Source organism: Gordonibacter sp. RACS_AR68 (assembly GCF_030418485.1).
Lineage (GTDB): Bacteria > Actinomycetota > Coriobacteriia > Coriobacteriales > Eggerthellaceae > Gordonibacter > Gordonibacter urolithinfaciens.
The window spans coordinates 174,708-197,729 of sequence record NZ_JAIPUP010000006.1 but is presented as its reverse complement, the minus strand read 5'-3'; the positions used below and the strand labels follow the sequence as shown (position 1 = coordinate 197,729).

The 23,022-nt window shown below is 67.2% G+C and carries 23 protein-coding genes; 3 read left to right on the top strand and 20 right to left on the bottom strand.

What is annotated here, in order from left to right; all coding sequences use genetic code 11:
• The 9 genes from K9U15_RS12795 to K9U15_RS12755 form a co-directional block, all read right to left on the bottom strand.
• On the bottom strand, positions 1-398 hold a 398-nt coding region (locus tag K9U15_RS12795), incomplete at its 3' end, for a helix-turn-helix domain-containing protein (RefSeq protein WP_301156296.1).
• Positions 399-461: 63 nt separating this feature from the next.
• Positions 462-1,547 carry a DUF2804 domain-containing protein gene (locus tag K9U15_RS12790; RefSeq protein WP_301156294.1) on the bottom strand — a complete coding sequence of 362 codons (1,086 nt, stop codon included), beginning with the start codon at positions 1,545-1,547 and terminating at the stop codon, positions 462-464.
• The gene (locus K9U15_RS12785) at positions 1,544-2,500 is read right to left on the bottom strand and encodes a mechanosensitive ion channel family protein (protein WP_123673277.1); all 957 of its coding nucleotides are present in this window, start codon (positions 2,498-2,500) and stop codon (positions 1,544-1,546) included. The genes K9U15_RS12790 and K9U15_RS12785 overlap by 4 nt, the downstream gene beginning before the upstream one ends.
• 203 nt (positions 2,501-2,703) lie before the next feature.
• Entirely contained in the window at positions 2,704-3,501 is a 798-nt protein-coding gene (locus K9U15_RS12780; protein ID WP_241557655.1) for a zeta toxin family protein, read from the bottom strand.
• Positions 3,498-4,067, bottom strand: a complete 570-nt coding sequence (locus K9U15_RS12775) for a helix-turn-helix domain-containing protein (protein WP_301156293.1) — start codon at positions 4,065-4,067, stop codon at positions 3,498-3,500. The genes K9U15_RS12780 and K9U15_RS12775 overlap by 4 nt, the downstream gene beginning before the upstream one ends.
• Before the next feature lie 85 nt (positions 4,068-4,152).
• The gene (nrdG, locus tag K9U15_RS12770; protein ID WP_096227847.1) at positions 4,153-4,698 is read right to left on the bottom strand and encodes an anaerobic ribonucleoside-triphosphate reductase activating protein; all 546 of its coding nucleotides are present in this window, start codon (positions 4,696-4,698) and stop codon (positions 4,153-4,155) included.
• A 210-nt stretch (positions 4,699-4,908) separates the two neighbouring features.
• The gene (locus K9U15_RS12765; RefSeq protein WP_096227846.1) at positions 4,909-7,236 is read right to left on the bottom strand and encodes an anaerobic ribonucleoside triphosphate reductase; all 2,328 of its coding nucleotides are present in this window, start codon (positions 7,234-7,236) and stop codon (positions 4,909-4,911) included.
• A 321-nt stretch (positions 7,237-7,557) separates the two neighbouring features.
• Positions 7,558-7,827, bottom strand: coding sequence for a hypothetical protein (locus tag K9U15_RS12760; protein WP_096227845.1), 270 nt, complete (start codon positions 7,825-7,827; stop codon positions 7,558-7,560).
• A 3-nt stretch (positions 7,828-7,830) separates the two neighbouring features.
• Positions 7,831-8,787, bottom strand: coding sequence for a homocysteine S-methyltransferase family protein (locus tag K9U15_RS12755; protein WP_241557657.1), 957 nt, complete (start codon positions 8,785-8,787; stop codon positions 7,831-7,833).
• A 504-nt stretch (positions 8,788-9,291) separates the two neighbouring features.
• On the opposite strand from K9U15_RS12755, the gene K9U15_RS12750 reads away from it, so the two are divergent.
• The gene (locus tag K9U15_RS12750; RefSeq protein ID WP_161959440.1) at positions 9,292-10,458 is read left to right on the top strand and encodes a TDT family transporter; all 1,167 of its coding nucleotides are present in this window, start codon (positions 9,292-9,294) and stop codon (positions 10,456-10,458) included.
• A 691-nt stretch (positions 10,459-11,149) separates the two neighbouring features.
• Complete coding sequence (locus K9U15_RS12745) at positions 11,150-12,112, top strand: D-2-hydroxyacid dehydrogenase (RefSeq protein ID WP_123673281.1); 963 nt, start codon at positions 11,150-11,152, stop codon at positions 12,110-12,112.
• 64 nt (positions 12,113-12,176) lie between these two features.
• Here the strand turns inward: K9U15_RS12745 and hisS are convergent, their stop codons facing one another.
• The 10 genes from hisS to K9U15_RS12695 form a co-directional block, all read right to left on the bottom strand.
• Positions 12,177-13,538: a histidine--tRNA ligase gene (gene hisS, locus K9U15_RS12740; RefSeq protein ID WP_123673283.1), complete on the bottom strand. Its 1,362-nt coding sequence runs from the start codon at positions 13,536-13,538 to the stop codon at positions 12,177-12,179.
• Positions 13,539-13,673: 135 nt separating this feature from the next.
• Positions 13,674-15,212, bottom strand: coding sequence for a cobyrinate a,c-diamide synthase (locus K9U15_RS12735; RefSeq protein WP_301156291.1), 1,539 nt, complete (start codon positions 15,210-15,212; stop codon positions 13,674-13,676).
• 53 nt (positions 15,213-15,265) lie between these two features.
• Entirely contained in the window at positions 15,266-15,580 is a 315-nt protein-coding gene (locus K9U15_RS12730; RefSeq protein ID WP_015539531.1) for a TusE/DsrC/DsvC family sulfur relay protein, read from the bottom strand.
• A 73-nt stretch (positions 15,581-15,653) separates the two neighbouring features.
• On the bottom strand, positions 15,654-16,919 hold the full coding sequence (gene dsrP, locus K9U15_RS12725) for a sulfate reduction electron transfer complex DsrMKJOP subunit DsrP (RefSeq protein WP_087189898.1): 1,266 nt from the start codon (positions 16,917-16,919) through the stop codon (positions 15,654-15,656).
• Positions 16,912-17,688 (bottom strand): sulfate reduction electron transfer complex DsrMKJOP subunit DsrO, encoded by a 777-nt coding sequence (dsrO, locus tag K9U15_RS12720; protein ID WP_087189899.1) that lies wholly within the window; start codon positions 17,686-17,688, stop codon positions 16,912-16,914. Before dsrO ends, dsrP begins: the two co-directional genes overlap by 8 nt.
• A gap of 55 nt (positions 17,689-17,743) precedes the next feature.
• Positions 17,744-18,133 carry a sulfate reduction electron transfer complex DsrMKJOP subunit DsrJ gene (dsrJ, locus tag K9U15_RS12715; protein ID WP_015539529.1) on the bottom strand — a complete coding sequence of 130 codons (390 nt, stop codon included), beginning with the start codon at positions 18,131-18,133 and terminating at the stop codon, positions 17,744-17,746.
• Positions 18,126-19,790, bottom strand: a complete 1,665-nt coding sequence (dsrK, locus tag K9U15_RS12710; RefSeq protein WP_123673289.1) for a sulfate reduction electron transfer complex DsrMKJOP subunit DsrK — start codon at positions 19,788-19,790, stop codon at positions 18,126-18,128. Before dsrK ends, dsrJ begins: the two co-directional genes overlap by 8 nt.
• A 5-nt stretch (positions 19,791-19,795) precedes the next feature.
• Positions 19,796-20,785, bottom strand: coding sequence for a sulfate reduction electron transfer complex DsrMKJOP subunit DsrM (dsrM, locus tag K9U15_RS12705; protein WP_015539527.1), 990 nt, complete (start codon positions 20,783-20,785; stop codon positions 19,796-19,798).
• Entirely contained in the window at positions 20,782-21,294 is a 513-nt protein-coding gene (locus K9U15_RS12700; protein WP_114569141.1) for a hypothetical protein, read from the bottom strand. The genes dsrM and K9U15_RS12700 overlap by 4 nt, the downstream gene beginning before the upstream one ends.
• 9 nt (positions 21,295-21,303) lie before the next feature.
• Positions 21,304-21,699, bottom strand: coding sequence for a hypothetical protein (locus K9U15_RS12695; protein WP_206613322.1), 396 nt, complete (start codon positions 21,697-21,699; stop codon positions 21,304-21,306).
• 105 nt (positions 21,700-21,804) lie between these two features.
• Here K9U15_RS12695 and K9U15_RS12690 point away from each other — a divergent pair, with 105 nt between their 5' ends.
• Positions 21,805-22,461, top strand: coding sequence for a bifunctional precorrin-2 dehydrogenase/sirohydrochlorin ferrochelatase (locus K9U15_RS12690; RefSeq protein WP_123673291.1), 657 nt, complete (start codon positions 21,805-21,807; stop codon positions 22,459-22,461).
• A gap of 78 nt (positions 22,462-22,539) precedes the next feature.
• On the opposite strand, the gene K9U15_RS12685 is transcribed toward K9U15_RS12690, so the two are convergent.
• The gene (locus K9U15_RS12685) at positions 22,540-23,007 is read right to left on the bottom strand and encodes a hypothetical protein (RefSeq protein WP_096227836.1); all 468 of its coding nucleotides are present in this window, start codon (positions 23,005-23,007) and stop codon (positions 22,540-22,542) included.
• Positions 23,008-23,022 lie beyond the last annotated feature (15 nt).

The window sequence follows — 23,022 nt, the reverse complement described above, 5'->3', positions numbered from 1 at the left end:
CTGCGGGCGCGCCTCCTCGCGTCGAGGTGCGCCTCCCTCGGGTCGTAGGCCCCCTCGGCGCACCGGGCGAGCTCGCGGGCCACGGTGGTCCTGTGCACGCCCACCTTGAGGGCGATCTCGGAGGGGCCGCATCCCTGGGAGCTCATGGCCGCGATGTAGGCGCGGTCCTCGAAGGAGAGCCTCTGCCTGGCGCTGCGCCCCTGCGCTATCTGCCGGTCCAGGTCGACCCCGTAGTCCATCGGCGCCACCATCCTGTCAGGAGGCTCGTCCATGCGGCTCCAGGAGAAGACGGCGCCGCGGCCAACCCCGCACGCCTCGGCGGCTCCCCGAACGGTGTCGCCGAGGCGGAGCCTCTCCTTGACGGCGCTCCAATCGTCAAGCGTGTACTTCCCTCCCATTGCACCACATCCTAAGGTCGTGTGCAATGATCGGTTGAAACCGCCCCGTCCCCCTGTCACACCCTAGTACACGTTGTGCACGACCTCGGCTGATCCCTGCAGGCCGGCGATGCGGAAGGGCGTGCCGTCGTCGAGCACCACCGTGCCGTCGAACGTGCCGAACACCTGGTGCTGGTCGGTGCGCACGACCAGGGCGTTGATGCAGTCCGCACGGTCGAGCAGCGGGGTGAACGTCACATCGAGGCGGCCCTCGTCGTCGGTGACGTGCCAAGGGGCCAGCAGGTCGTAGCGGTCGGCGACCTTGCGGGCGTTGGCCGCGGCGGGCTTCTCGGGCACGCCGAAGTCCACGCGGTGCAGCTTGTGGCACACGCCGTCCACGAACGCCATGTTCTCCGAGGCGGCCGACGTGTCGCCGAAACCGTAGCCCAGGTTCAGGCCGAAGCAGTGCGAGCCCGGCCGGGCTCCGCCCCGCCCGTCCTGCCAGCCCTGTGCCACGCCCCAGAACCACGTGTTGTCGCGCGTCCACACGCCTCGGCCCCAATCCAGCAAGCCGAACGAGTCGTCGGGTGCGAACCCGTGTACCAGCAGGCCCTTCTTGAAGCTGCCACGGGCGCGCATTGCCACGATCTTCTGGTTGTAGTAGAAGGCGAGCGGATCCTCGGCCCACGGCGTGGCTATGACCATGGTATCCTCGGGCTCGTCGGAGAGCACGGCGTCGAACACGAGGTCGTCGTCGCCGTCGAACTGTGCAAAACGGGCGTGCAGCCGGCGCTCACCGTTCTCTGCCTCGAAGCGGAAGGACACGCGCCCGTTCTCGAAGGACGAGACGCCTTCCCGCGAGGTGGAAGGAAGGCGGAAGCGTCCGAGCGGAAAGGGCGTTATGACGCTCGTGGTCTTGTAGGCCGCCTGCGCGAAGTCGATGACCGACGCCGAGACAAGGCCGAGGTAGCCCAGGTCGCCCAGCGTGAGCGCCACGGCATAGGCGCCGTCGTTCACCAGGTAGTAGTCCCACTCCTTGATGCGCCATCCGGGCGCCTTGATGCGCGTGCGGTCGTAGGCGAGCTCCAGCTGCGTGGCCCACCCGCATGCCGAGAGCGCGCCGTCCTCGCGATGCAGCGGACCCGGGCCCTCAAGGCGTTTCTCGTTCATGATCGACCCCCTTTGCTCGTTCGGAACATACGCGCCATGCGCTTGCGCAGGCTCGTAGGAGCGGCCTGCCTGCTGCTCGCCTTTGCCGCGGGCTTGGACTTGGGCTTCTCGGCAGCCTCCTCCGATGCTTCCTCGGCCTCCTGCCGAGCCTCCTCGAGAACCTTGCCGGCCGCCTCGGGCGCTCCGGCGCGCGTGAGGGGCGCCACGGCCCGCAGCACGGCATCGCCCGCCCGGGCGCTCGTGCGGCTGTCGGCCACCTTGAACGTGATGGATCCCACATAGCCGCCGTCGGTGATGGCCGAGAAGGACAGCTTCGGCTCCTTCGTCAGCTTCGCCACCGACCCCGCCGCCTCGGATGCCTCGTGCTCGATGGCCGCCGCCACGTCGTTCAGGTGCTCGCCGGGTGTGACCACCACGATGGGCAGGCTCACCTGGTTAGTGGGCGGCAGGTGCGTGAGCGCCGTCTTGTTGATGATGGAGTTGGGGATGACGACTTCCTCCCCCTTGCTGTTCCTGATGGTGGTGTGGCGCCAGGTGATGTCCTTCACCACGCCGGACGACGAGCCCACCTCGATGTTGTCGCCGGGCTTGATGATGCGCAGCAGGCTGACCTGCAAGCCGCCGATGAGGTTGGCGATGGTGTCCTGGAAGCCGAGCGAGATGGCGATGCCGCCGATGCCGAGCGCGGTGATGGCGGCGCTCACGTCCACGCCGTAGCAGGTGGACAGCATGATGCACACGCCCAGCAGCCATACGGCGCCGCGGGCGATGTTGACGAAGATGGAGCTGGAGGGAAGGTTCTTCTCCTCGTTGTAGTGCAGCATCTTGCGCATGAAGCGAACGGTAAGGCGCGCGAAGATGGCCGTGACCGCGAGGATGACGGCAGCCGCCAAGGCCGTGGTCAGCCAATCGACGTGCACGATGCCCTGTATATAGTGTTCGAGTTGTTCCATGTTTTTATCCTACCACGGAATGCCGCGAAACGAACCTAACGGGCATGTTACCAAGTACGGGACTACACAAGGGCGACCCCCGGAAACCTCGGTGTGGCTCACCGGCGACCCCCGGCGCAGCTCCGGGCGACCTCTGGGCGGCTCGGGGCGACCTCGGCGTCCCCTGCGGCCAGCCTCGTGCACCTCCGGCCGGTCCCGCGGCTCTAAAGCCGCTCCGACGGGAGGGACGCCCCTCCCTGCAGCGAGGCGAGCTTTGCCTCCAGGAACTCGTAGTGCTCCTGTTCCGTAGGAGTCCACGGGCCGAAGAGCACCGCCTCGAGCACGTCGGCGGCGCGGCGCGCGTCCCCCTCAAGCGGGTACAGCAACTCTCTTTCGCGCGAGTAAAGCCGGATCTCGTCGAACAGGCCCGAGCTTTCCAAGACGCCCACGTTCTGGACGATGTCGGCAACGATCTTGTTGTGATGGGCGGGATCGGTCGCACGCGGCGTCGTGCCGGCCATGCGCATGAGCTCGTAGCGGATCTGGCAGCTGACGAGCGATATCTCGGGCTTGACGGCCATGAGCGCCAACGACACGCGATAGCCTTTGCCCCGCAGCAGCGCAGCCGTGTCCAGCGGCACCTGCGAGGTGCGCAGCGTTCCTTCGACGACGAGGTTGTAGCGGGCGGATGACAGAGCTTTGACCAGCGCCTCTACCATCTGTCCCGCCCATGCGGCGGTATGAGCCACCGCCTCGGGCCCGTACTGGGCGTCCAGCTCGGCGAAGCGTGGATGGTGTGAGCGGTACTCGTCGCCGTTGATGACGATGCTCCCATCCTTGAAACCCTTGACGCAAAGCTCGTGGAGCGCTGTCTTCCCCGCTCCGCTCTGCCCCCCGAGCAGAACCGCCCGGGGATGTGCAGACGGCGCGCAACGCGATTCGAGCACGAGGTGCTTAGCTATCGACTGAAACTCGCCGGCAAACTCTTCCTCGCTGAAAGCGCCCGGATCGGCTTTCATCATGCGGCCTTCGCCGCATGGAAACGCGCGAAGCGCGCGAGCCCGTCGATGGCCCCGCGTATCTCCGCGAGCTTTTTCTCGCTCCCGTCCACTTCCCTGATGATCTGCCCCTTCCTCTCGGCGATCAGCGAAATGACATCGTCATAGACCAGCATGCCCTCTTCGTCGCCCCGCTTCTCCGCCTCGCGGCGAAGCCGCGACACCTCCGCCAGGATCTCGGCGGCCTTCTCGTTGAGGATCTCCTGCTCGAGCGTGAGCATGTACATCTCGTTGATATCCATGATCTCCCCCTTGTCATCGAATGTGACCATCGCGTATATGGCCTTCTCCGCGCTCTCGCGCTGCGCGGGCGGGATGGACTCGCCATCGCGCTCCAGGCATTCGCGCATGAAAGCGGTGTGTGCGGCGGCGCGGATAAGGTTAGCGTTCGCCTTGCTGGGAGGCTGGCCGTTCTCGTAGCGCACCATGCTGGCCTCGCCGATTCCGAGAAGCCGGGCGAACGCCTGCTGCGTCAAGCCGTACTTCTTGCGGATGCGCTTGATCTCGGAAGGAGTGATATCGTCGCTCATAGCCTATCCTTTCAATCAAATGATTGAAAGGATAGTATCACATGATCGTCCTTTTGTGCAAGGGGAAAAGGGAAGGGCGCGATGCTTACCAGGAAGGGGGCTTCGGCGGCTCGACCTCGCGCGGCTCCCAGAGCACGATGCGGCCCTCTCGCCGCGTGGCGGGCACGTCCACGAGCCGCTGGTTGGAGGAACCGCGCCATTTGAGGTCGAAGGAATGCTTCGCCTGCACGAACGGGCCGTCCACCAGCACGTCGGTCTGCTCGAGCAGGTCGCGCGCCGCCGGGTCGGGCACGCCCGCGGCCAGCTGCTCGTAGGTGTAGCCCGAATACGTCCACACGTTCAGGCCGAGCGCATGGCAGCGGCGCGCCAGCTCGGCGCAGGCGGCCGCTTGCTCAAAAGGCTCCCCGCCCGAGATGGTCACGCCCTGCGCCAGCTTGTTGGCCGCGATCTCGGCCACAAGACCGTCGATGTCGCGCTCCTCTCCGCCCGCGCACGGCTGGCTCTCGGGATTATGGCAGCCGGGGCAGCCGTGCGTGCACCCCTGCACGAACACGGCGAAGCGCAGCCCCGGCCCGTCGACGATGGAGTCCGGGGCCGTGCCGAAGAGACGTATAGTGTTGGGAGCAGTCATAAGCAGCCTCGCATGCACCCGAGGGGCGCATAATAATCGAACAGGTTGGCGTAGTAAGTCAGCGAGGCCGCCCGTGGTGCCCGAGATCGTGGGGATGGCGGAGGCGAAGCGTACTTCGGTACGCGAGCTTCCGCCATCGCCGCGAGATCGGGTGCCACGGGCGGCCGCAGCGTCGAGGAGTTCCGGCGGCCGGCAGGCCGCCGGAACCTGCTACATCTGGTGCTTGACCCGATCGGCCTCTTCGGCGCGCTTGGCGTCGTTGAAGCGGTCGAGGGTGCCCACCAGGTAGCCGGTGATGCGGCGGATGCGCTCGAAGGCCATGCCGTGCTCCTCCTCCGTGCGACCGCACTTGGGGCACACGTCGCCGATGATGCCGTTGTAGCCGCACACCGGGTCGCGGTCCACCGGGTGGTTCACCGAGCCGTAGCCGATGCCGCTGTCCTTCATGTGGCGGATGACGGCCTCGAACGCCTCCAGGTTCTCGGACGGGTCGCCGTCGAGCTCAACGTAGGAGATGTGGCCCGCGTTCGTGAGCGCGTGGTACGGCGCCTCGATCTCTATCTTGTCGAACGCGCTGATGTCGTAGTACACCGGCACATGGAAGCCGTTCGTGTAGTAGTCGCGGTCGGTGACGCCCTCGATGGAGCCGTAGCGCGCGCGGTCCATGCGCACGAAGCGGCCGGACAGGCCCTCGGCGGGCGTGGCGATCAGGCCGTAGTTCATCTTGCGCTCGGCCGACAGACGGTCCAGGTAGCCGCGCATGTGCCCGATGATCTCGAGCCCCAGGTTCTGCGACGCCTGCGACTGGCCGTGGTGCTGGCCGGTGAGCGCCACGAGCGCCTCCGCCAAGCCGATGAAGCCCACGGAAAGCGTGCCGTGCTTCAGCACCTCGCGCTGCTCGTCGCCGGGAGCCAGCTTCTCGGAGTCGATCCACACGCCCTGGCCCATGAGGAACGGCGCATTGTACACCTTCTTGCGCGCCTGTATCTCGAAGCGCTCGTCGAGCTGCCCCACCGTGAGCGCCAGCTTCGCGTCCAGCAGGTCGAAGAACAGGTCAAGGTCGCCCTTGCTGCGGATGGCCAGGCGCGGCAGGTTGATGGACGTGAACGACAGGTTGCCCCGCCCGGGCGTGACCTCGCGGTCGGGATCGTACACGTTGCCCATGACGCGCGTGCGGCAGCCCATGTAGGCGATCTCGGTCTCCGGCGTGCCCTGGTAGTACTGGATGTTGAACGGCGCGTCCAGGAAGCTGAAGTTGGGGAACAGGCGCTTTGCCGAGCAATGCATGGCCAGCTTGAACAGGTCGTAGTTCGGGTCCTCGGGGTTGTAGTTCACGCCCTCCTTCACGCGGAAGATCTGCACGGGGAAGATGGGCGTCTCGCCGGAGCCGAGGCCCCCCTCGGTGGCCAGCAGCATGTTCTTCACCACCATGCGCCCCTCGGGGGACGTGTCCATGCCGTAGTTCACCGAGCTGAACGGCGTCTGCGCGCCGGCGCGGGAGTGCATGGTGTTCAGGTTGTGCACGAGCGCCTCCATGGCCTGGAACGTGGCGCGGTCGGTGTCGGCGTGCGCGTTCTTCGCCGTGTAGGCGAGCGCCTTGTCCGCAAGCGGCTCGCCCACGCCGGCTGCGACGAGCGCCTCGCGCACCGCAGCCTCGAAGCCCTCGTCCATCTTGAGGCTGGCCCAGAGGCCCGTCTGCTCCTCGACGGCCGCAAGCACGTCCTGCGCGAATGCGCGCGCATCGTCCACCACGCCGTCGACCAGCAGGTCGACCGCCTCGGCCAGGTGCTTCTTGTACAGGCGGCGGTACGTCTTCTTCACGCCCTCGGCCAAACCGTAGTCGAAGTCGCAGATGGCCTGCCCGCCGTGCTGGTCGTTCTGGTTGGACTGGATGGCGATGCACGCGAGCGCCGCGTAGCTCGTGATGTCGTTCGGCTCGCGCAGCACGCCGTGCCCCGTGGAGAAGCCGCCCTTGAAGAGCTTCTTCAGCTCGATCTGGCAGCACGTGGTGGTGAGCGTGTAGAAGTCCATGTCGTGGATATGGATGTCGCCCTCGCGGTGGGCGCGCGCGAACTTCGGATCGATGACGCACATCTCGTAGAACTGCTTGGCCGACTCGGAACCGTACTTGAGCATGGTGCCCATGGCGGTGTCGGCGTCGATGTTGGCGTTCTCGCGCTTCATGTCCGAGTCGCTGGCCTTGGAGAAGGTAATGTCCTTGAGCGTCTGGATGAGTCGGCTGTTCACGTCGCGGGCACGGCTGCGCTCGGCGCGGTAGAGGATGTAGGACTTGGCCGTCTGCACGAAGCCGGACTCGATAAGCGTCTCCTCTACCAGGTCCTGCACGCCCTCCACCGTGGGCACGCCCTCGATGGCGCCGCTCTCCAGCTTCTCCACCACCTTGCGCGCGATGTCCTCGGCAGCCGTGCGGTCCTGCATGGCGCCGCATGCCTGGAACGCGCGTTCCACCGCCTCGGCGATCTTGCCCTCGTTGAATTCCGCCGTGCGCCCGTCGCGCTTGATGATGGTGGTGACCATGCGTGCCGTTCCTCTCTGCCGTTTTCCTTTTGCGAACAGTGGTTTTACCGCGGTTATGCCCCGAGTTTCCACTGTCTTTAAGTCATTTTTCCACAATATGTTGTGGGGGATTATCGATCTAGCGTGGACATATAGTACCTGCGAGCGAGAAGGAAAACAAGGGGGATATATGTTACAAATTGACTTCCATTCGTGAATCACGAAGGGCATCACAGGAACTTCAGAAATGCAGGGCGCTCTTGATCGGAGGGGCTTGGTGCGCGAGGGGCTTCCCAAGCGCAGGCCCCTCAACGCCCGATCTGAACCGATGGCGAGAGGGGCCTACTCCACCGTGCCGTAGACCTGGCCCCAGGCGTGTCCGCCTATAGACGAGTTGATCTGGTCGCAGAGGCGCTGGCGGGTGTAGGACCCCGGGGGGAGCAGCCTGACCACCTCCATGAGGTCGTCGGGGAGGTCGGCGGCCTCGGCGGCTATCACCGCGTCGAGGCGGCGCACGGCGTCGTCGGCCGAAGCGCTGGCGAACAGGCCGTCCACCAGGTCCTGCAGGGCGCCGTAGTGCGGGCTGCGCTCGATGTTGGAGCCGGAGGCCATGCGCTACCTCCCCCGCACGGCAGACAGCAGAGTCGCCAGATCGTCCTCGTCCTCGGCTGGATCGGCGCCGCGGGGCGCCACGACGTCGAAGCCGTCCGTGGCCGCGGCCAGCGCGCCGGTGTAGGCCGGCGTGGCATCGCCCACGGCGCGCAGGAACTGGGCGCCCGCCGCCCGCAGGCGCGCGGCGGCGTCGACCATGACGTCGGGGCAGTAGTAGGGGTTCTCGGGCGTGGAGGCCCCCTGCCGCGGCGCATGGTCGGCCACGCGCAGCTGCACGAGCACCGGCAGGTCGGTCGAGGCGCAGGCACGCTCGACGAGCTCCGCGGCCCGATCGGCGGGCGCGCCGGTGGTGATGCCCGCCACGGAGGCGCCGAACTCGCCCATCAGGGCCACGGCCTCCTCGACCGCCATGCGGCCGTCGGCAACGAGGCCGTCGCCGTCCACGTCGATGGCCGCGAACACGGGCAGGTCGCTCGCCTGCCGCAAGCCCATGAGCGCGCACTTGAGGTCGACGGGGTTCGCGAACCCTCCCAACAGGAACGCGTCGAGCGCAGCGCCCTCGAACGCGCGTGCGGCGCGGGCGTACTGGCTGCGGTTCTCGTTGAGCGATGCCGCGCTTGAGCCGTCGAGCGGCAGCCCGCACGGCCCCACCTCCGCCAGCACGTGCTGGGGCTTGAGCGAGCCCACAATGCCGAGCGCCGCGCGGGCGAGGTCGCCCAAGCGGTCTTCCATGCCGTGGTGGGCCAGGCGGGCGGGCGCGATGCCCTCCGTGCCGGCAACGAGGCACTGGGCGCCGGCGATGGACTCCAAGCGCAGCGCGTCGCGCACGGCCTCCGGCTCGATGAGGTTCAGGTACTCCAGGTCGCGTGCCACGTCGACACCCTGGCGGGCGAGCACGGCGGCGAGGGGGGTGGACAGCACGAGCATGTCCTTGTGGAAGCGCAGCGCGATATCGGGCATGGAGGCTCCTTTCTTCGATTCCACTATGATACCCAAACGTCGCGGCACGCGCAGCGGGCGTCGGGAAAACCCGTTCCTTCGACAGAAGGAGCCGAAACGGCCGCACGGCGGCCGGCCAGGTGCCTTGCACGCGAGCGGTTGCCGAGCGTCCGCGAGCGGCAGCCGTGCGGACCCAGCCTGCAATTCACCGACCGTGCACGGCCGTTGCACAAGACGAACACGCCTGCACCATAGGTTTTTCAACCCCTGCGTCTATAATGGGCCCTGCAAGCGAAAGGCTCCCCTCCTTTTAGTTTGCACTGCTTGTACCCCTTACAAAGCAGTAGCGATGCCCAAGAGCATCGCATCATCCCCTCCTTGTGGCCCGGCGAGCTCCCCTCTCGCCGGGCCGATCCTTTCCTACGGACCGTTTTGCCCCGGCGGGAATTACCTGATTGATCGGAGGGGCCCCGGCTTTATCATGGGGCCGCGCACCCGTGCGGGCGCACCGACGAAGGGGGAAGCATGTACGTCAAGGACAAGGTCTCGAAGCTGCCGCTCCCCGTCGTGCCGGCCGCGCTCGGCCTGCTGGTGCTGAGCGGCGTGTACGACACGCTCGGATTCCCGATCGTGCACTGGCTCGCCGTTGCCGCCGCCACGGCGGTCGTGGTGCTGTACGCGTTGAAGATCGCCTTCCATCTGCGCAGCGTGGTGGCGGCCGAGTACGCCAACCCCATGCTGGCCGCACTCTACCCGACGGTTCCCATGCTGGTCATGGTTCTGTGCGTGTTCTACGCACAGCTGTTCCCGGCCGCATGGGCGGCCGCGCAGGCAGTGTTCTTCGCCATGCTGGGCCTGCTGTGCGTGCATGTGGCGGTGTTCTTCGCCCGGTTTTTCCTGCGGCGGTTCGAATGGAAGACGTTCATGCCCAGCTGGTACGTCACCACGAACGGGGTGATGGTGTCAACGGTGGCGGGCATGCCGTTCATGCCCGAACCGCTGGCGGTGGGCATCGTGGTGTGGGGAATCGCCATCTACGTGGCGGTGACGCCGTTCATGCTGTGGCGCATGAAGCGCTGCGAGGTGGCCGAGGCCATGATGCACTCGCAGGCTATCATGCTGGGACCGTGCAGCATGTGCCTCGTGTCGTATGTGAACGTGTTCCCCGACCCCAACCTCGTGGTCATGGGACTGCTGTTCGCCTGCGAGGCCGTGTCGCTGGTCTACGTGGTTGCGAAGCTGCCTAAGTTCTTCGGTGTCGCGTTCCATCCCGGCTACGCGGGCATGACCTTTCCCATGGCCGTGGGACTGCTGGCCACGCGCGGGCTGGCCGGAGCCCTGGAGGGCGCCGGGCTCTCGGGCGCAGCATGGGCGGTCGAGCAGCTGGCCGGCGTGCAGCTGGTGCTGGCTACCACCATCGTGGCCGTGGTGAGCGCGCGCTTCCTGGGCATGCTGGCGGCCGGGCTTAAGGCCGACCGCGCGTCGGGGGCGCTGGCACCCGAGCAGCTGGCGGCGCTGCGGGCGCTGCGGGCGTACCTGCGGCGCGGCGTCGGCGACGTGGCGCCGGGAGCGGGCGACTTCGTACCCGTGGCGGCGGGCATCGCGTGCGAGGTCGACTGCGATGGCGCGGACGACGCGCCGGTCGGCGGGCCGGACGGGGGCGAGGCGGATCCTGCGGGAGGCGGCGCCTGACGGAAGGACGGAAAAGCCGGCAACTTTACCTAATTGTTACTTTCAAGCCCTCTAATTCACAAAACGGCCACTCCTCCGTCATATGTTTTTCAAGGCCAACTTTTATACTAGGCGGCAGCAAACGAAAGGCTCCCCTCCTTTTCAGTTTGCATCTGCTTTACCCCTTAAAAGCAGAGTCGGTGCCCAATAGGCACCGCATCATCCCCTCCTTGTGGCCCGGCGAGCTCCCCTCTCGCCGGGCCGATCCTTTTCCGAGCTTCCCCGGCCCCATACGGCATGGCAGCCAGCTCCGCCCTCCGCCTCCCGCCAGGTAACGGGAGCGTAACGCAAACGGGGCGATAATCGACAAAACGCGCACGTGCAGCCCATATGTTCTTCAAGGCCAACTTATATACTGATCCCAGCAAGTGAAAAGGCTCCCCTCCTTTCAACTTGCACTGCTTGTAACCCCTTGCAAAGCAGTAGCGGCGTCCAAGAACGCCGCACATCCCCCTCCTTGTGGCCCGGCGAGCTCCCCTCTCGCCGGGCCGATCCTTTTCAGGCCACCCGCTTCCCTGCCTCCCGCCCCGAGGGGCAGCCGCCCGCGTTACCGCATCGCATCGCTTCGGCACCCGGAAGGCCGCACCGTTCACGCGGTGCTACAATCGCCGGCAGAGCAAGCCGAACAGTGCACCTGCGGGAAGGAGCGCCCATGAACATCGCGGTTCTCGAAGGATACGTGAACAACCCCGGCGACCTTAGCTGGGACGCCCTCGAATCGTACGGCACCGTCACCGTGTACGACCGCACGCCGCGCGACCAGCTGGCGCAGCGCGTGGCCGAAGCCGGCATCGTCGTATCGAGCAAGACGGTCTGGGACGCCGAGGCGCTCGGCTGGGCGCCGCGCCTCAAGATGATCGCGCTCACGTCCACCGGCTACAACGTGGTCGACCTCGATGCGGCGCGCGCACGCGGCATCGTGGTGTCGAACGTTCCGGCCTACTCCACGCCCGACGTGGCGCAGATGACGTTCGCGCTCTTGCTGGAGCTGTGCCTGCACGTGGGCGAGCATTCCCAGCTGGTCATGGACGGCGGCTGGACGCGCGCCAAGGACTTCTCGTTCTGGAGCACGCCGCTCGTGGAGCTGGCGGGAAAGACGATGGGCATCGTCGGCATGGGCAGCATCGGGCAGGCGGTGGGCCGCATCGCCCGCGCCTTCGGCATGCCCGTGGTGTTCGAGAACCGCTCGCCCAAGCCGCAGCTGGAAGGCGACGGCGTGCGGCAGGTGGATCTGGACGAGCTGCTGGCCACGGCCGACGTGGTTTCGCTGCACGTGCCGGCCACGCCCGAGACCGAGCACCTGATGGACGCCGCAGCGCTCGCCAAGATGAAGGAAGGGTCCTACCTGCTGAACACCGCGCGCGGCTCCCTCGTGGACGAGCAGGCCGTGGTGGACGCGCTGCGCTCGGGAAAGCTGGCCGGCTTCGGCGCCGACGTGGTATCGGTCGAGCCCATGCGCCCCGACAACCCCCTGCTCCAGGCGAAGGGCGAGAACATCGTCGTCACGCCCCACATCGCCTGGGCCACCCATGAGGCCCGCGAGCGCCTGCTGGCAACCGTCGCCGCCAACGTGGGGGCCTTCGTGGGCGGCCACCCGCAGAACGTCGTCGATTAGAACGGCTTCCGAAACGCGCGGCCGCGCACGGCACCGGGCTTCCCGCGCGCGGCGTGCAGGGCCCCTACGCGCCGAACACGTCGTCGATATTCGGGGGCTCGCAGCCCTGGGGCTCGGCGGACAAGCGGGCTAGCAGCGCCTTCGCTTCCGCAAGGTCTGCGAGGCGTTCCTCGTGCGTCTGCATGTCGCGCACCTTCACCTTGCCCTCGGCCAGCTCGTCGGGCCCGAGCACGGCCACATGGGAGGCATGCAGCTTGTCGGCCAGCTTGAACTGGCTCTTGAGGCTGCGGTGCTGGTGGTCCACCTCGCCGGCGAAACCGGCGTCGCGCAGCGCCTGCACGAGCGAGAAGGCCTCCGCGCGCACCGAGTCGTCCACGCACGCCACGAAGAAGTCGCAGCGCGCGGCCGGCGGGAACGCACCGCCCGCCGCCTCGAGCGCCAGCACGCAGCGCTCGTAGCCGAGCGCCCAGCCGAAGCCGGGCGTGGGACGGCCGCCCACCTCCTGGGCCAGCTTGTCGTAGCGCCCACCGCCGCCGATGGCGTTCTGGCTGCCCATTCCCTCGGTCACCTGCACCTCGAACACCGTGCGCGTGTAGTAGTCGAGCCCGCGCACGAGCTTCGGGTCCTCCACGTAGGCGAGCCCCGCGCCGTCCAGGTAGGACTTCACGGCCTCGTAGTGCTCGCGGCAGTCGTCGCACAGGTGGTCGGTGATCTTCGGCGCGCCCTCCATGACGGCGGCGCATCCGGGGTTCTTGCAGTCGAACGCGCGCAGCGGGTTGATCTCCGCGCGGCGGTTGCATTCCTCGCAGAGCTCGCCCGCATGCTCGGCCAGGTAGGAACGCACGGCCTCGCGGTAGGCCGGGCGGCACGCGTCGCATCCCATGGAGTTCACGAGCAGGCGCGTGCTCTCCACCGGGATGCCGATGGCGGCGTAGAAGCGCATGAGCATGATGATGCCCTCGGCGTCCACGCTGGGCTCCTCGGCGCCCAGGCACTCGATGCCCACCTGGTTGAACTGGCGCTGGCGGCCCTTCTGCGGGCGCTCGGCGCGGAACATCGGGCCTGCGTACATGAGCTTCGCCGGCTGCGCGCCCTGCGGCACCAGGTCGTGCTGCACCACGGCGCGCACGACGCCGGCCGTGCCCTCGGGCCGCAGCGACAGGCGGCTCTTCGCCTTGATGGAGCCGCCGTCAAGGAGCGTTTGCAGGTTCTGGCCCGAGATGGCGGTGAACATCTCCTTCGACACCACGTCGGTGGCCTCGCCGATGCCGCGCACGAAGAGCTCCGTCTGCTCGAACAGCGGCGTCTCGATGGGCAGGTAGCCGTAGCGGCCGAAGATGTCCGCGGCCACGGCCTTGAAGCGCGCCCAGAACTTCGCCTCGTCGGGAAGCAGGTCGCGCGTGCCTTCGGGGGATTGGATTGCCATGGAGAGTTCCTTTTCGTCTCGTGCGTTTCGATTGCCCGCTATTGTAGCGCATCCGGCGACCGAGCACGGAGAAGGAACGGTGGCGGCGTGCGCGGCGCCCAGGGGGAGGCTTGCCGCGCAGCCGCTTCGAGATGGTTATCGCGCGCTGCGTAGCGCGCGGTAACGCTCGGCCGCCCGCACGAAGCTGGGGGCCCATGCAGGCGAGGCGAGGGCGTTCACGTGCAGGTAGCCGGCCACCACGTTGCCGGTGCACGCGCCGTCGAAGCCGGGCACGATGCCGCGGCCGCGCTCCACCGCATAGGCGAACCGCAGAGCGGGGTCGAGGTCCGTCGCCTGCGAGTGATGGTGCTCGTGGCCCACGAGCACCATGCCGGGATCGAGCCAGGAGCCGGACGCGTCCACGACGGCGCGGGCGTAACCGTGCGCCGTCTGCCTGTCCTGCACGACCGTGTCCAAGCCCAGCACGCCCGCCATGTCGTAGCTCCGGCCGCGATGCACCAGGCGGCGTCCCAGGTACATGAGGCCGCCGCATTCGGCGTACACGGGCAGGCCGTGCTCGGCGCGCTCGCGCACGCTGCGGCGGAAAGCCTCGTTGGCCTGCAGCTGCTCGGCGAACTCCTCGGGGAAGCCGCCGCCCACGTACAGCCCGTCCACGTCGGACGGCAAGGCCTCGTCTCCCAGGCTGCGCACGAACACCAGGCGCGCGCCCGCGCGCTCGAGCGCGGCAAGGTTCTCGGGGTAGCAGAACGAGAACGCCTCGTCGCGCACGACGGCGATGGTCGCCCGCGCGGCATCAGCATCCCCGCGCACGACTCCAGCCGGTGCAGCAGGGCCGGTAACCCCGCTTGCCTGCGCGCCGGTAGGGGCGGAGGCGGCGACTTCGCTCTCAGCCTCGCCGTGCGCGGCCGCCCACGCCGCCTGGGGCACCGCGTCGGTCGATGCCTCCGCTGCCGGCAGCTCCCCCGCGCTCGCCGCGATGGCCCTCACGGCATCCAGATCCACCCACTCCGCCACCACGTCGGCAATACCGTCGAGCAGGCGCTCCCGCTCATCGGTCTCGCCGCTCGTCACGAGGCCCAGATGGCGGTCGGGCACGTTGAGCCGCGCATCGGCCGGAACCGCGCCCACCACGGGAATGCCGCACGTGCGCTCGATCACCTCCGTGACCAGCGCGCGCTGCCGCGCCCCGCGCACCCGGTTCAAGATGACCCCCGCTATGCGCACGTCCGTATCGAACGCGCAGCATCCCAGAACGAGGGCGCCCGCCGTCCGCGTCATGCGCGTCACGTCCAGCACGAGGACGACCGGCGTGGCCGTGATCTTAGCTATCTCGGCCGATGACGTGCTGCCCTCGGCATCCAGCCCGTCGTACAGGCCCATGGCGGCCTCGACCACGCACACGTCGGCGCCCGCCGATGCCCCGCGCACCACGGCGCGTATCTGGTCGGGCTCCATGAAGTAGCGGTCAAGGTTGCGGCTCGTCCTGCCGGCTGCCACCGTATGCCAGCCAGGGTCGATGAAGTCGGCGCCCTTCTTGAAGGGCTGGACAGCGCACCCTTGCCGGCGCAGCGCGCGCAGCAGCCCCAGCGTGAGGACCGTCTTGCCGCTCCTGCCATGGGGCGCGGCAATCATGACCCGGGGCACAACCGGGCCTGTCGTCTCTATAGCTGACATAAAACGTCCCCCGTCCGGGCGCGTCTCCCTCCAACGCGCCCGGACGCGAAGGCCTACACGCAGCCGGTCGGCTTCAGCAGGCCGGCGATCTTGCAGGCTCCCTTGCCGGGGCCGCTGGGGAACAGCTCGTAGATCTCGGCGTTGGACTTGCCGGTGTCCCTCAGCATCTTGCGCACCATGGGGGCCACGCCGAACTCGGCGTAGTACCCGCGCAGGTAGTTGATGACCTCCCAGTGCTCGTCGGTCAGCACCACGTCCTCGGTCTCGGCGAGCTTCTCCGCAACCTCTTCGTCCCACAGGCTGGCGTCCTCGAGGAACCCGTCCTCGTCGAGCGCGAGCGTGCGATCTCCAACCACCAACTCAGCCATAGCTATCCTCCTTTGATCGTCGTGCATCATCTATGACCAGCCGACGGACTGCTCCGCCGGCCGATGCTCGTCTCTACGAGGCGGCCGGCTCCTCCAGGGCACCGCCCACCGCGACGCCACCTTCCGCGCGGCCGTCGCCCGCCTCCGCGCCCGCGCCTTTCGGCGCCGCCGGCACCGGGGCGAGGTCGCCGTTCTCGGCGCGCACGCCCACGGCCACCTTGCACAGCACGGTGAGCGCGAGCGCCCCGATGCTGTACACGCCCACGATGACCAGGAGCTCGTTCGGATTGGGGATATACTCCACCACCTGCTCGAACGAGTTCGGCACGAAGCCGCCCAGCACGAGGCCCAGCCCCTTGTCGATCAGGCAGGCGAAGAACACCGCCGCAAGCGCCGGCACGAGCACCTTGTGGGAACGCCGCAGCTTGGGCACGAGCAGAAGCAGGATGCCCCCGATGGCCAGCACAGCCGCCAGCCACATGACGGGAACGAGCTGCGCATGGCCGTCCAAGCCGAAGAACAGGTACTCGATGGGAGCCTTGTGCCCGGGCATGTTGCTGTAGAAGGCCGTGAACACCTCGAGTATGAAGAAGAACACGTTGGCGATCATGGCGTAGCACACCGTCTTCGCGAGCGAGTCGATGGCCTTGTCGCTCACGTTGAACCGCGCGGTCTTGCGCAGCACCAGGCACAGCACGATGAGCAGCGCCGGCCCTGCGGCGAACGCGGAAGCCAGGAAACGCGCGGCCATGATGGCCGTGAGCCAGTACTCGCGCCCCGCCAAACCCGAGATCAAGAACGCCGTGACCGTGTGGATGCCGATGGCCAGCGGAATGGCGATGATGCTCAGCACATGCGTCCACCGGGGCGGCGGGAAGCCCTTCTTCTCGGCGCCGAGCACCGTCCACCCGATGACCAGGTTCACCACCAGGTACGACGAGAGCACGCACATGTCCCAGAACAGGATGGAGTTCGGCGTGGGGAACAGGATCACGTTCAGCACGCGCATGGGCTGGCCCAAGTCCACCACAATGAACAGCACGGCCGTGAGCACGGCCGCCACCGCCATGAACTCGCCGATGACGACGATCTTCGCGTAGGTCTTGAAATGGTGCAGGTAGTACGGGATGGCCACCATGACGCCCGAGGCCGCCACGCCCACCAGGAACACGAACTGGGAAATGTACAGGCCCCACGATACGTCGCGGCTCATGCCGGTGAGCGTGAGGCCGTTCGCCAGCTGGTTCGCATAGGCGGCCACGCCCGCGACGATGCCCAGCAGCAGGATGCCGACCCAGGCATAGTAGCCCTTAGAGCCGCGCAAAGCCTTCTCAAGCATGCGCCTCGCCTCCCTTGATCATGTAGTAGACGCTCGGGCCGGTGCCGAGCGACGTGCGCCTTCTCACGGCGAACGACTCGTCGAGCGCACGGCGCACGTCGGAGTCCGGATCGTTCAGGTCGCCGAACAGGATGGTGCCGTTCGAAGCCTCCACGCACAGCGGCAGCTCGCCCGCGTCGATGCGGTCAGCGCACATCATGCACTTCTCCACCACGCCCTTCGTGCGCGTGGGATAGGAGGGATCGACCTCGTCGAGGTACGGCCCCGGATCGCGGAAGTTCAGGCTGCGCGCGCCGTAGGGGCAGGCCGCCATGCAGAACCGGCAGCCGATGCAGCGGTGGTAGTCCATCTCGACGATGCCGTCGTCTCGCTTGAACGTGGCCTTCGTGGGGCACACGCGCACGCACGGCGGCTCCTCGCAGTGGTTGCAGAGCACCGGCACGGTGGCTTCTTCCAGTTCGCGCGAGGGGTGCTCGGAGTGGATGTCGGCGAAGCTGGCCTCGAAAGGCTCGCCCCATATCCACTTGACCTCCTCCTTCGGATCGCCGATGTCGGGAACGTTGTGGGCATGATGGCACGCCGCCTGGATCTTGCCCATGTCGGCCTCGCGGTTGAACCGCTCCACGTCGACCACGAACCCCCAATGCCGGCCCTCGACGCCGCCTGCGGACGCTCGGGCCGTCCCGGTGTACGAGCTGCAGCCGCCCAGGCAGCCCAGGCCGGCAACGCCGAGCGCAGCTCCCGCTATCAGAAAATCACGTCTCTTCATGACCGGTACCCGGCTCCTCTCATCGCCCCCGTGAAACGCCTTGGCCGCCCGTGCCTCATGACGCTTCGCCGTCGTGGCAGTCCCAGCAGTACGGATCGACCGACGCGTAGTCGTGGCAGGAATCGCAGAACTCCTCGCGGTTCGAGTGGCATTCCAGGCAGGTGCCGTCCAGGCTCTTCTCGTACACCTGCCCCGATGCGCTCTCGTACTCGCGCGAGCCGTCGCGCACCACGTCGTTGCGCCACTCGTCGAGCAGCTGCATGTGGTTGTCCTTCATGTACTCCGTCGACGCCACGCACTCCTTCGTCTGCTGCGCGTTGATGGCGGGCGTGTCGAGGCTCGTCTCGGGGGCTGGCGCGGCGTTGGCCAGGTTCACGATGAACGGCGACAGCACCGCCAAGCAGAACAGCGCCGCGAAGGCGATGATCCTTCCTCCCTTATACATGGTCCGTCCCGCCTTCCCCGTCGCTCGTCGCCCCCGCGTCCCCTGCGGACGCCGGCGCGGGCTTCTTCGGCAGCTCCTCCAGGCGCAGGTCGAGCGTGCGCTCGCCCTCGCCGTCCAGCACGAGCGCGTTGCCCACCAGCTCGTGCACGCCCATGACCTTCGTCCCGGGCACCCAGTAGTCCATGAGGGCCGGGAACGACGCGCGGTCGAGCGCGCAGATGTTCGCGAGCGTGTTCACGCCGTACTTGTCGCGCACGTGGCGCACGGCGTTCGCGCGCGGGAAGCCGCCGCGCATGCGCAGTTCCATGTTCTCGCCCGCGTTCAGGCCCGATCCGCTGCCGCAGCACAGCGTCTTCTCGCGGATGGTCTCCTCGGGCATCTCGTGGAAGTGGTTGCACACCTTGTTGATGATGTAGCGCGGCTCCTCCAAAAGGCCCATGGCGCGCGAGGTGTTGCACGAGTCGTGGTACGTGACCACCAGATGGTCGTTGCGGCTCGGGTCCACCTTGATCTTGTCGTGGTACAGCAGGTCGGCCGTGAACTCGGTGATGTGCACCATCTTCGTGGAGGCCGCATTCTCGAACCGCGTGCCGGTGATGGGCGACACGGGAACCTCCAGGAAGTCCGCCGGGCCGTTCCACGTGTCCATGTACTGGTTCACCAGGCGCCACATGTGGCCGCACTCGCCGCCCAGTATCCACTTCACGCCCAGGCGCTTCGCCTCGGCGTACATCTTCGCGTTCAGGCGCTTGGCCATGTCGTTGGCCGTGAAGAAGCCGAAGTTGCCGCCTTCCGAGGCGTACGTGGACAGCGTGTAGTCCAGCCCCAGCTGCTCGAACAGCAGCATGTAGCCCATGAACGTGTACGTGCCGGGCTCGGCGTACAAGTCGCCCGACGGCACCACGAACAGGATCTCTGCGCCCTTGCGGTTGAACGACGGGTTGATGGTCTTGCCGGTGATGTCCTGCAGGTCCTCCATGAGGAACTCTATGTTGCTCATGATGGTCTGGGGCTCGAGGCCCACGTGGTTGCCCTTCATGTAGCAGTTGGCAACCGGCCCGGCTATCCACTCGGTGTTCAGGCCCAGCAGGTTCAGCAGCTCGCGGCCCATGAGGGTGATCTCGGCCTGGTCGATGCCGTAGGGGCAGAACACCGAGCAGCGGCGGCATTCCGTGCACTGGTAGAAGTAGTAGTGCCACTCCTTGATGACGTCCTCGGTGAGGTCGCGTGCGCCCACCAGCTCGCCGAGCAGCTTGCCGGACGTGGTGAAGTAGCGGCGGTACACCGAGCGCAGCAGCTCCGCGCGCACCACCGGCATGTTCTTGGGGTCGCCCGTGCCCTGGTAGAAGTGGCACTTGTCGGCGCAGGCGCCGCAGCGCACGCACACGTCCATGTACAGCTTGAACGAGCGGTACTTCTTCATGAGGTCTTCCATGCCGTTGAGGACGATGTCCTTCCAACCCTCCGGCAGGTGCCAGTCCTCGTCGGCCGGCGACCAGTCGTGGCCGTTCGGCATGCCCACGACCTCGAGGTTCTTGGGCTTCGTGCCGTAGCAGTACATGCCCTCCTTGAACTCGGTGGGCGTGTGCATCCAGCCCGTCTTGGGCACGTCGAAGGAGAAGTCCAGAAGCTCGTCTTGTTTCGGTAGTTTCGCCATCGCCCTCACTCCGCATCCAGCGGCAACCCGGCCTTGACCAGCTTGTCCTTGAACTCGTCTTCGTATTCGGCGTACGTGTGCACGGGCAGGTCGGGGTTCCACGGGTTCACGTGGCGCACCGCGCGGCTGTCGTTGGCCTGGTTGCGCGTGGGCGACAGCACGATGCCGCCGGCATGCATGAGCTTGCTCCACGGGAAGTACCCGATGAGCACGCTCGCCAGGAACAGGTGCACGTAGAAGATGGGGCCTATGCCGGCCACCACCACGGGGTGCAGCGTCACCAACCCCATGGCCACCTCCTTGACCCCCTCGATGTCAACGCGGAAGAAGTAGCGCATCGCGATGCCGGCTATGACCACGCCCAGCAGCAGGAACAGCGGGAAGAAGTCGTTCGGCAGCGACAGGTAGCGCACGCGGGGGATCACGACGCGCCGGACGAACAGGAACGTGAGCGCGCTGACGATCAAGAGGTCGGTGAGGTAGAGCGCCGGCAGCCCGATCTGGAAGAACGCGTCGGCGCCTTCGAGGGCCATGATGGCGCCCGGCACCGGCTCCAGGAAGAAGCGCAGGTGGCGCAGCACGATGATCAGCATGGACCAGTGGAACACGAGCGCGCCCAGCCACAGCCACTTCGCCGATCCCACGCCGAGGGCCTCGCCCTGCTTCTCGGTCTTCGTGTTGCGGAACAGCGACCGGAACACCAGCACCTCGAGCAGCATACGGCCCACGACGCCCGCGAAGGACGAGGGGTTCTCTATCTTGTTCTGCTTGACCCACGGCAGCGACTTCTGCTGGCCGCAGGTGGTGGGAATGCGGAACGGCACGGCCGACTTCCCCCACTTCACGAGGCGGAACACGAACCCGCCCACGAAGCTCGCCAGAGCGAGGTAGGGAATGACGATGCCGAACACGGCGTAGAGGCCCGCATACTGCGTGCCCACCCAGGCCACGGCGGCAAGGGCCAACGTCAAGATCAGGGGGCCGACGATCCTCATACCGCGTCCCCCTCGCGCCGGGCCCTATCGCGGGCCAGCCTTCTGTTCATGAGACCCTCACCTCTCTGCATCTCGTCCAACCTGATCTGGTTCAGCTTCTCCCGAGATTCGACGTACCGGTCGGACGCGTAGCGCCCCAAGGCGTCGATGCGCTCGTCCACCAAGGCGAGCTCGCCGTCGCCGGCTGCGGCGCCCACGGCATCGCGGACAACCTGCTTCAGATCGAGAAGAGGGCGCAACGCATGCGCCTGGTCCGTCTCCTGGACGGCTCGCAGGCGGCACCAGTCGGCCACCGAGGCGGGAATGTCCGCCTCTCCCCCTGCGCCTGCCAACCAGGCGAGCACGTCGCTCGCGCACTCATCGGCAAGATAGGCGGCGGGATTGGAGAACCGGCCCGCCTTCCCCGCTGCAACGGGGAAGGCGGATGCGGACCCGCCGTCGAAACACGCCCTCCAAGCCTTGAATAGGGAACTTCTCCTCGCGTCGATCTCCCCGTAGACCGTGCCCATGAGCGCGTCTTATTCGGGAGGGGCGACTTTGCCCTTCAGGGCGACGAACGTGGTGGTGATGTAGAGGTATTCGACCTTGTCCTCGAACGCAAGCTCCTTGACAGCCAGGTCGACGGCGGATTTCTCCTCGGAGATCGCCTTGGCTATCTCCTTGCTCTTCGCCTTCTCCACCGTGTCAAGGTAATCGAGAACTTTTTGCTTGATGGCAGGATCTGCAGCACCTTTTTGCATACGAGCCTCCTCCTCGATAGGGCGCGTGCCAAGGAAGGCATACCGGACCGAACCCGTTGCCCTTCCCCACGCAGCTACCAGTAAATCATCCTGTTCGCCACCTGTAAAATAAAAGGTTTTCATCAAGGCATTACGAAACGCGATGACCACCTTCAACCCCTGGTCAACCATCATTTTTGACGCTTTTTGCCCCGCGTTTCGGCAGCCGCCCGCCACCGTGTGCGCTACAATGGCAGGCGCGGGCGCCGAGCCCGCCCATGCCTTGGGGAAAGGGGCGCCATGCCAACGTATCCCGTCTCGCTCGTCCTGCAGGACCGCGCCGCGCTCGTCGTGGGCGGAGGCGCCGTCGCCACCCGGAAGGTCGAAGGGTTGCTGCCCGCCGGAGCGCACGTCACCGTCGTCGCGCCCGAGGTCACGGAAGCCCTGCGCGCGCTCGCCGACGCGGGCCGGTGCGCCTGGCGCGCCAAGGCCTACGACGCTGCCGATCTGAGCGGCGCCGACATCGTGTTCGTGGCCACCGACGACGAGGATGTGAACGCGCGGGCCTACCGCGACGCGTCGGGGGCGCATCTCATGGTGAACGTGGCCGACCGGCCGGAGCTCTGCACGTTCTTCCTCCCCTCGGTGCTGCGCCGGGGCAAGCTGTCCATCGCCGTGTCCACCGAGGGCGCGAGCCCGCTCACGGCGCGCCGGCTGCGCAGCGAGCTGGAGGAGCGCATCCCCGCGGGCTTCGAGGCCTACCTCGACCTTCTGGCCGCCTGGCGCCCGCGCGCCATCGCCGCCCTGCCCGACGAGCCCGCCCGCCTCCGCTTCTGGCAGCAGGCCACCGACGGCCGCGTCCAGCGCCTCGTGCAAGCCGCCGATGAAGAGGCCGCCGAGCGCCTCCTGGAAGAGCTGCTGGAAGCCGAGCGGACCGCCTGCGCAACCCTTTTGTAGAGACGGACCTTCGGTCGGTTCCAGTTTCCTTGCATTCGTGTAACGAGTTCCGCCGTTAATAACAGCACGCCCGCCGGCTCAGCGGCGCAGGGACTCCAGCTGGGGCAGGAACTCCTCCACCAGCGCGGGGTCGGCGGCGGCCAGGAGGTCGGCGGCGGCGAGCAGGCTCGGGTGGAACGTGGGCTCGTCGAGAGCGGCCATGATCAGGTACGAGGCGAACCGACCGTAACGCTCGGGCGCGCCGGCCACCACGGCGGCGGCGATTTCCGGCGCCGACCACGCCACGTTGCCGCCCTCCTCGTTCATCTCCCACAGGCTGCGCCGGATGGTCTCCCGGAAGAACTCGGGCATACCCGCCGACCGCTCGCGCGAGAGCATGCGGAAGCACGCGACGGTGCGCGCGTGGTGCGCCACGTCGGGCGCGCAGGCCAGCCGCTTGAGGAAGCGCTGCACCCGATGCGGGTCCTCGTCGAACAGCGCCAGGATAGCCGTCTCGTCGCCGGCCTCGACAAGCGCCCGCACCCCGCTTTTCGTGATGTCGGACACGTTGGCCCCTTCCCT

Coding starts and splice junctions, on each gene's coding strand:
- K9U15_RS12745 (WP_123673281.1), top strand. CDS start 11,150: ATGAACATCGCGGTTCTCGAAGGATACGTGAACAACCCCGGCGACCTT.
- K9U15_RS12690 (WP_123673291.1), top strand. CDS start 21,805: ATGCCAACGTATCCCGTCTCGCTCGTCCTGCAGGACCGCGCCGCGCTC.
- dsrM (WP_015539527.1), bottom strand. CDS start 20,785: ATGAGGATCGTCGGCCCCCTGATCTTGACGTTGGCCCTTGCCGCCGTG.
- K9U15_RS12735 (WP_301156291.1), bottom strand. CDS start 15,212: ATGTCAGCTATAGAGACGACAGGCCCGGTTGTGCCCCGGGTCATGATT.
- nrdG (WP_096227847.1), bottom strand. CDS start 4,698: ATGACTGCTCCCAACACTATACGTCTCTTCGGCACGGCCCCGGACTCC.
- dsrJ (WP_015539529.1), bottom strand. CDS start 18,133: ATGTATAAGGGAGGAAGGATCATCGCCTTCGCGGCGCTGTTCTGCTTG.
- K9U15_RS12700 (WP_114569141.1), bottom strand. CDS start 21,294: ATGGGCACGGTCTACGGGGAGATCGACGCGAGGAGAAGTTCCCTATTC.
- dsrP (WP_087189898.1), bottom strand. CDS start 16,919: ATGCTTGAGAAGGCTTTGCGCGGCTCTAAGGGCTACTATGCCTGGGTC.
- K9U15_RS12775 (WP_301156293.1), bottom strand. CDS start 4,067: ATGAGCGACGATATCACTCCTTCCGAGATCAAGCGCATCCGCAAGAAG.
- K9U15_RS12730 (WP_015539531.1), bottom strand. CDS start 15,580: ATGGCTGAGTTGGTGGTTGGAGATCGCACGCTCGCGCTCGACGAGGAC.
- K9U15_RS12750 (WP_161959440.1), top strand. CDS start 9,292: ATGTACGTCAAGGACAAGGTCTCGAAGCTGCCGCTCCCCGTCGTGCCG.
- dsrK (WP_123673289.1), bottom strand. CDS start 19,790: ATGGCGAAACTACCGAAACAAGACGAGCTTCTGGACTTCTCCTTCGAC.
- K9U15_RS12780 (WP_241557655.1), bottom strand. CDS start 3,501: ATGATGAAAGCCGATCCGGGCGCTTTCAGCGAGGAAGAGTTTGCCGGC.
- K9U15_RS12785 (WP_123673277.1), bottom strand. CDS start 2,500: ATGGAACAACTCGAACACTATATACAGGGCATCGTGCACGTCGATTGG.
- hisS (WP_123673283.1), bottom strand. CDS start 13,538: ATGGCAATCCAATCCCCCGAAGGCACGCGCGACCTGCTTCCCGACGAG.
- K9U15_RS12695 (WP_206613322.1), bottom strand. CDS start 21,699: ATGATGGTTGACCAGGGGTTGAAGGTGGTCATCGCGTTTCGTAATGCC.
- K9U15_RS12790 (WP_301156294.1), bottom strand. CDS start 1,547: ATGAACGAGAAACGCCTTGAGGGCCCGGGTCCGCTGCATCGCGAGGAC.
- dsrO (WP_087189899.1), bottom strand. CDS start 17,688: ATGAAGAGACGTGATTTTCTGATAGCGGGAGCTGCGCTCGGCGTTGCC.
- K9U15_RS12765 (WP_096227846.1), bottom strand. CDS start 7,236: ATGGTCACCACCATCATCAAGCGCGACGGGCGCACGGCGGAATTCAAC.
- K9U15_RS12755 (WP_241557657.1), bottom strand. CDS start 8,787: ATGCCCGATATCGCGCTGCGCTTCCACAAGGACATGCTCGTGCTGTCC.
- K9U15_RS12760 (WP_096227845.1), bottom strand. CDS start 7,827: ATGGCCTCCGGCTCCAACATCGAGCGCAGCCCGCACTACGGCGCCCTG.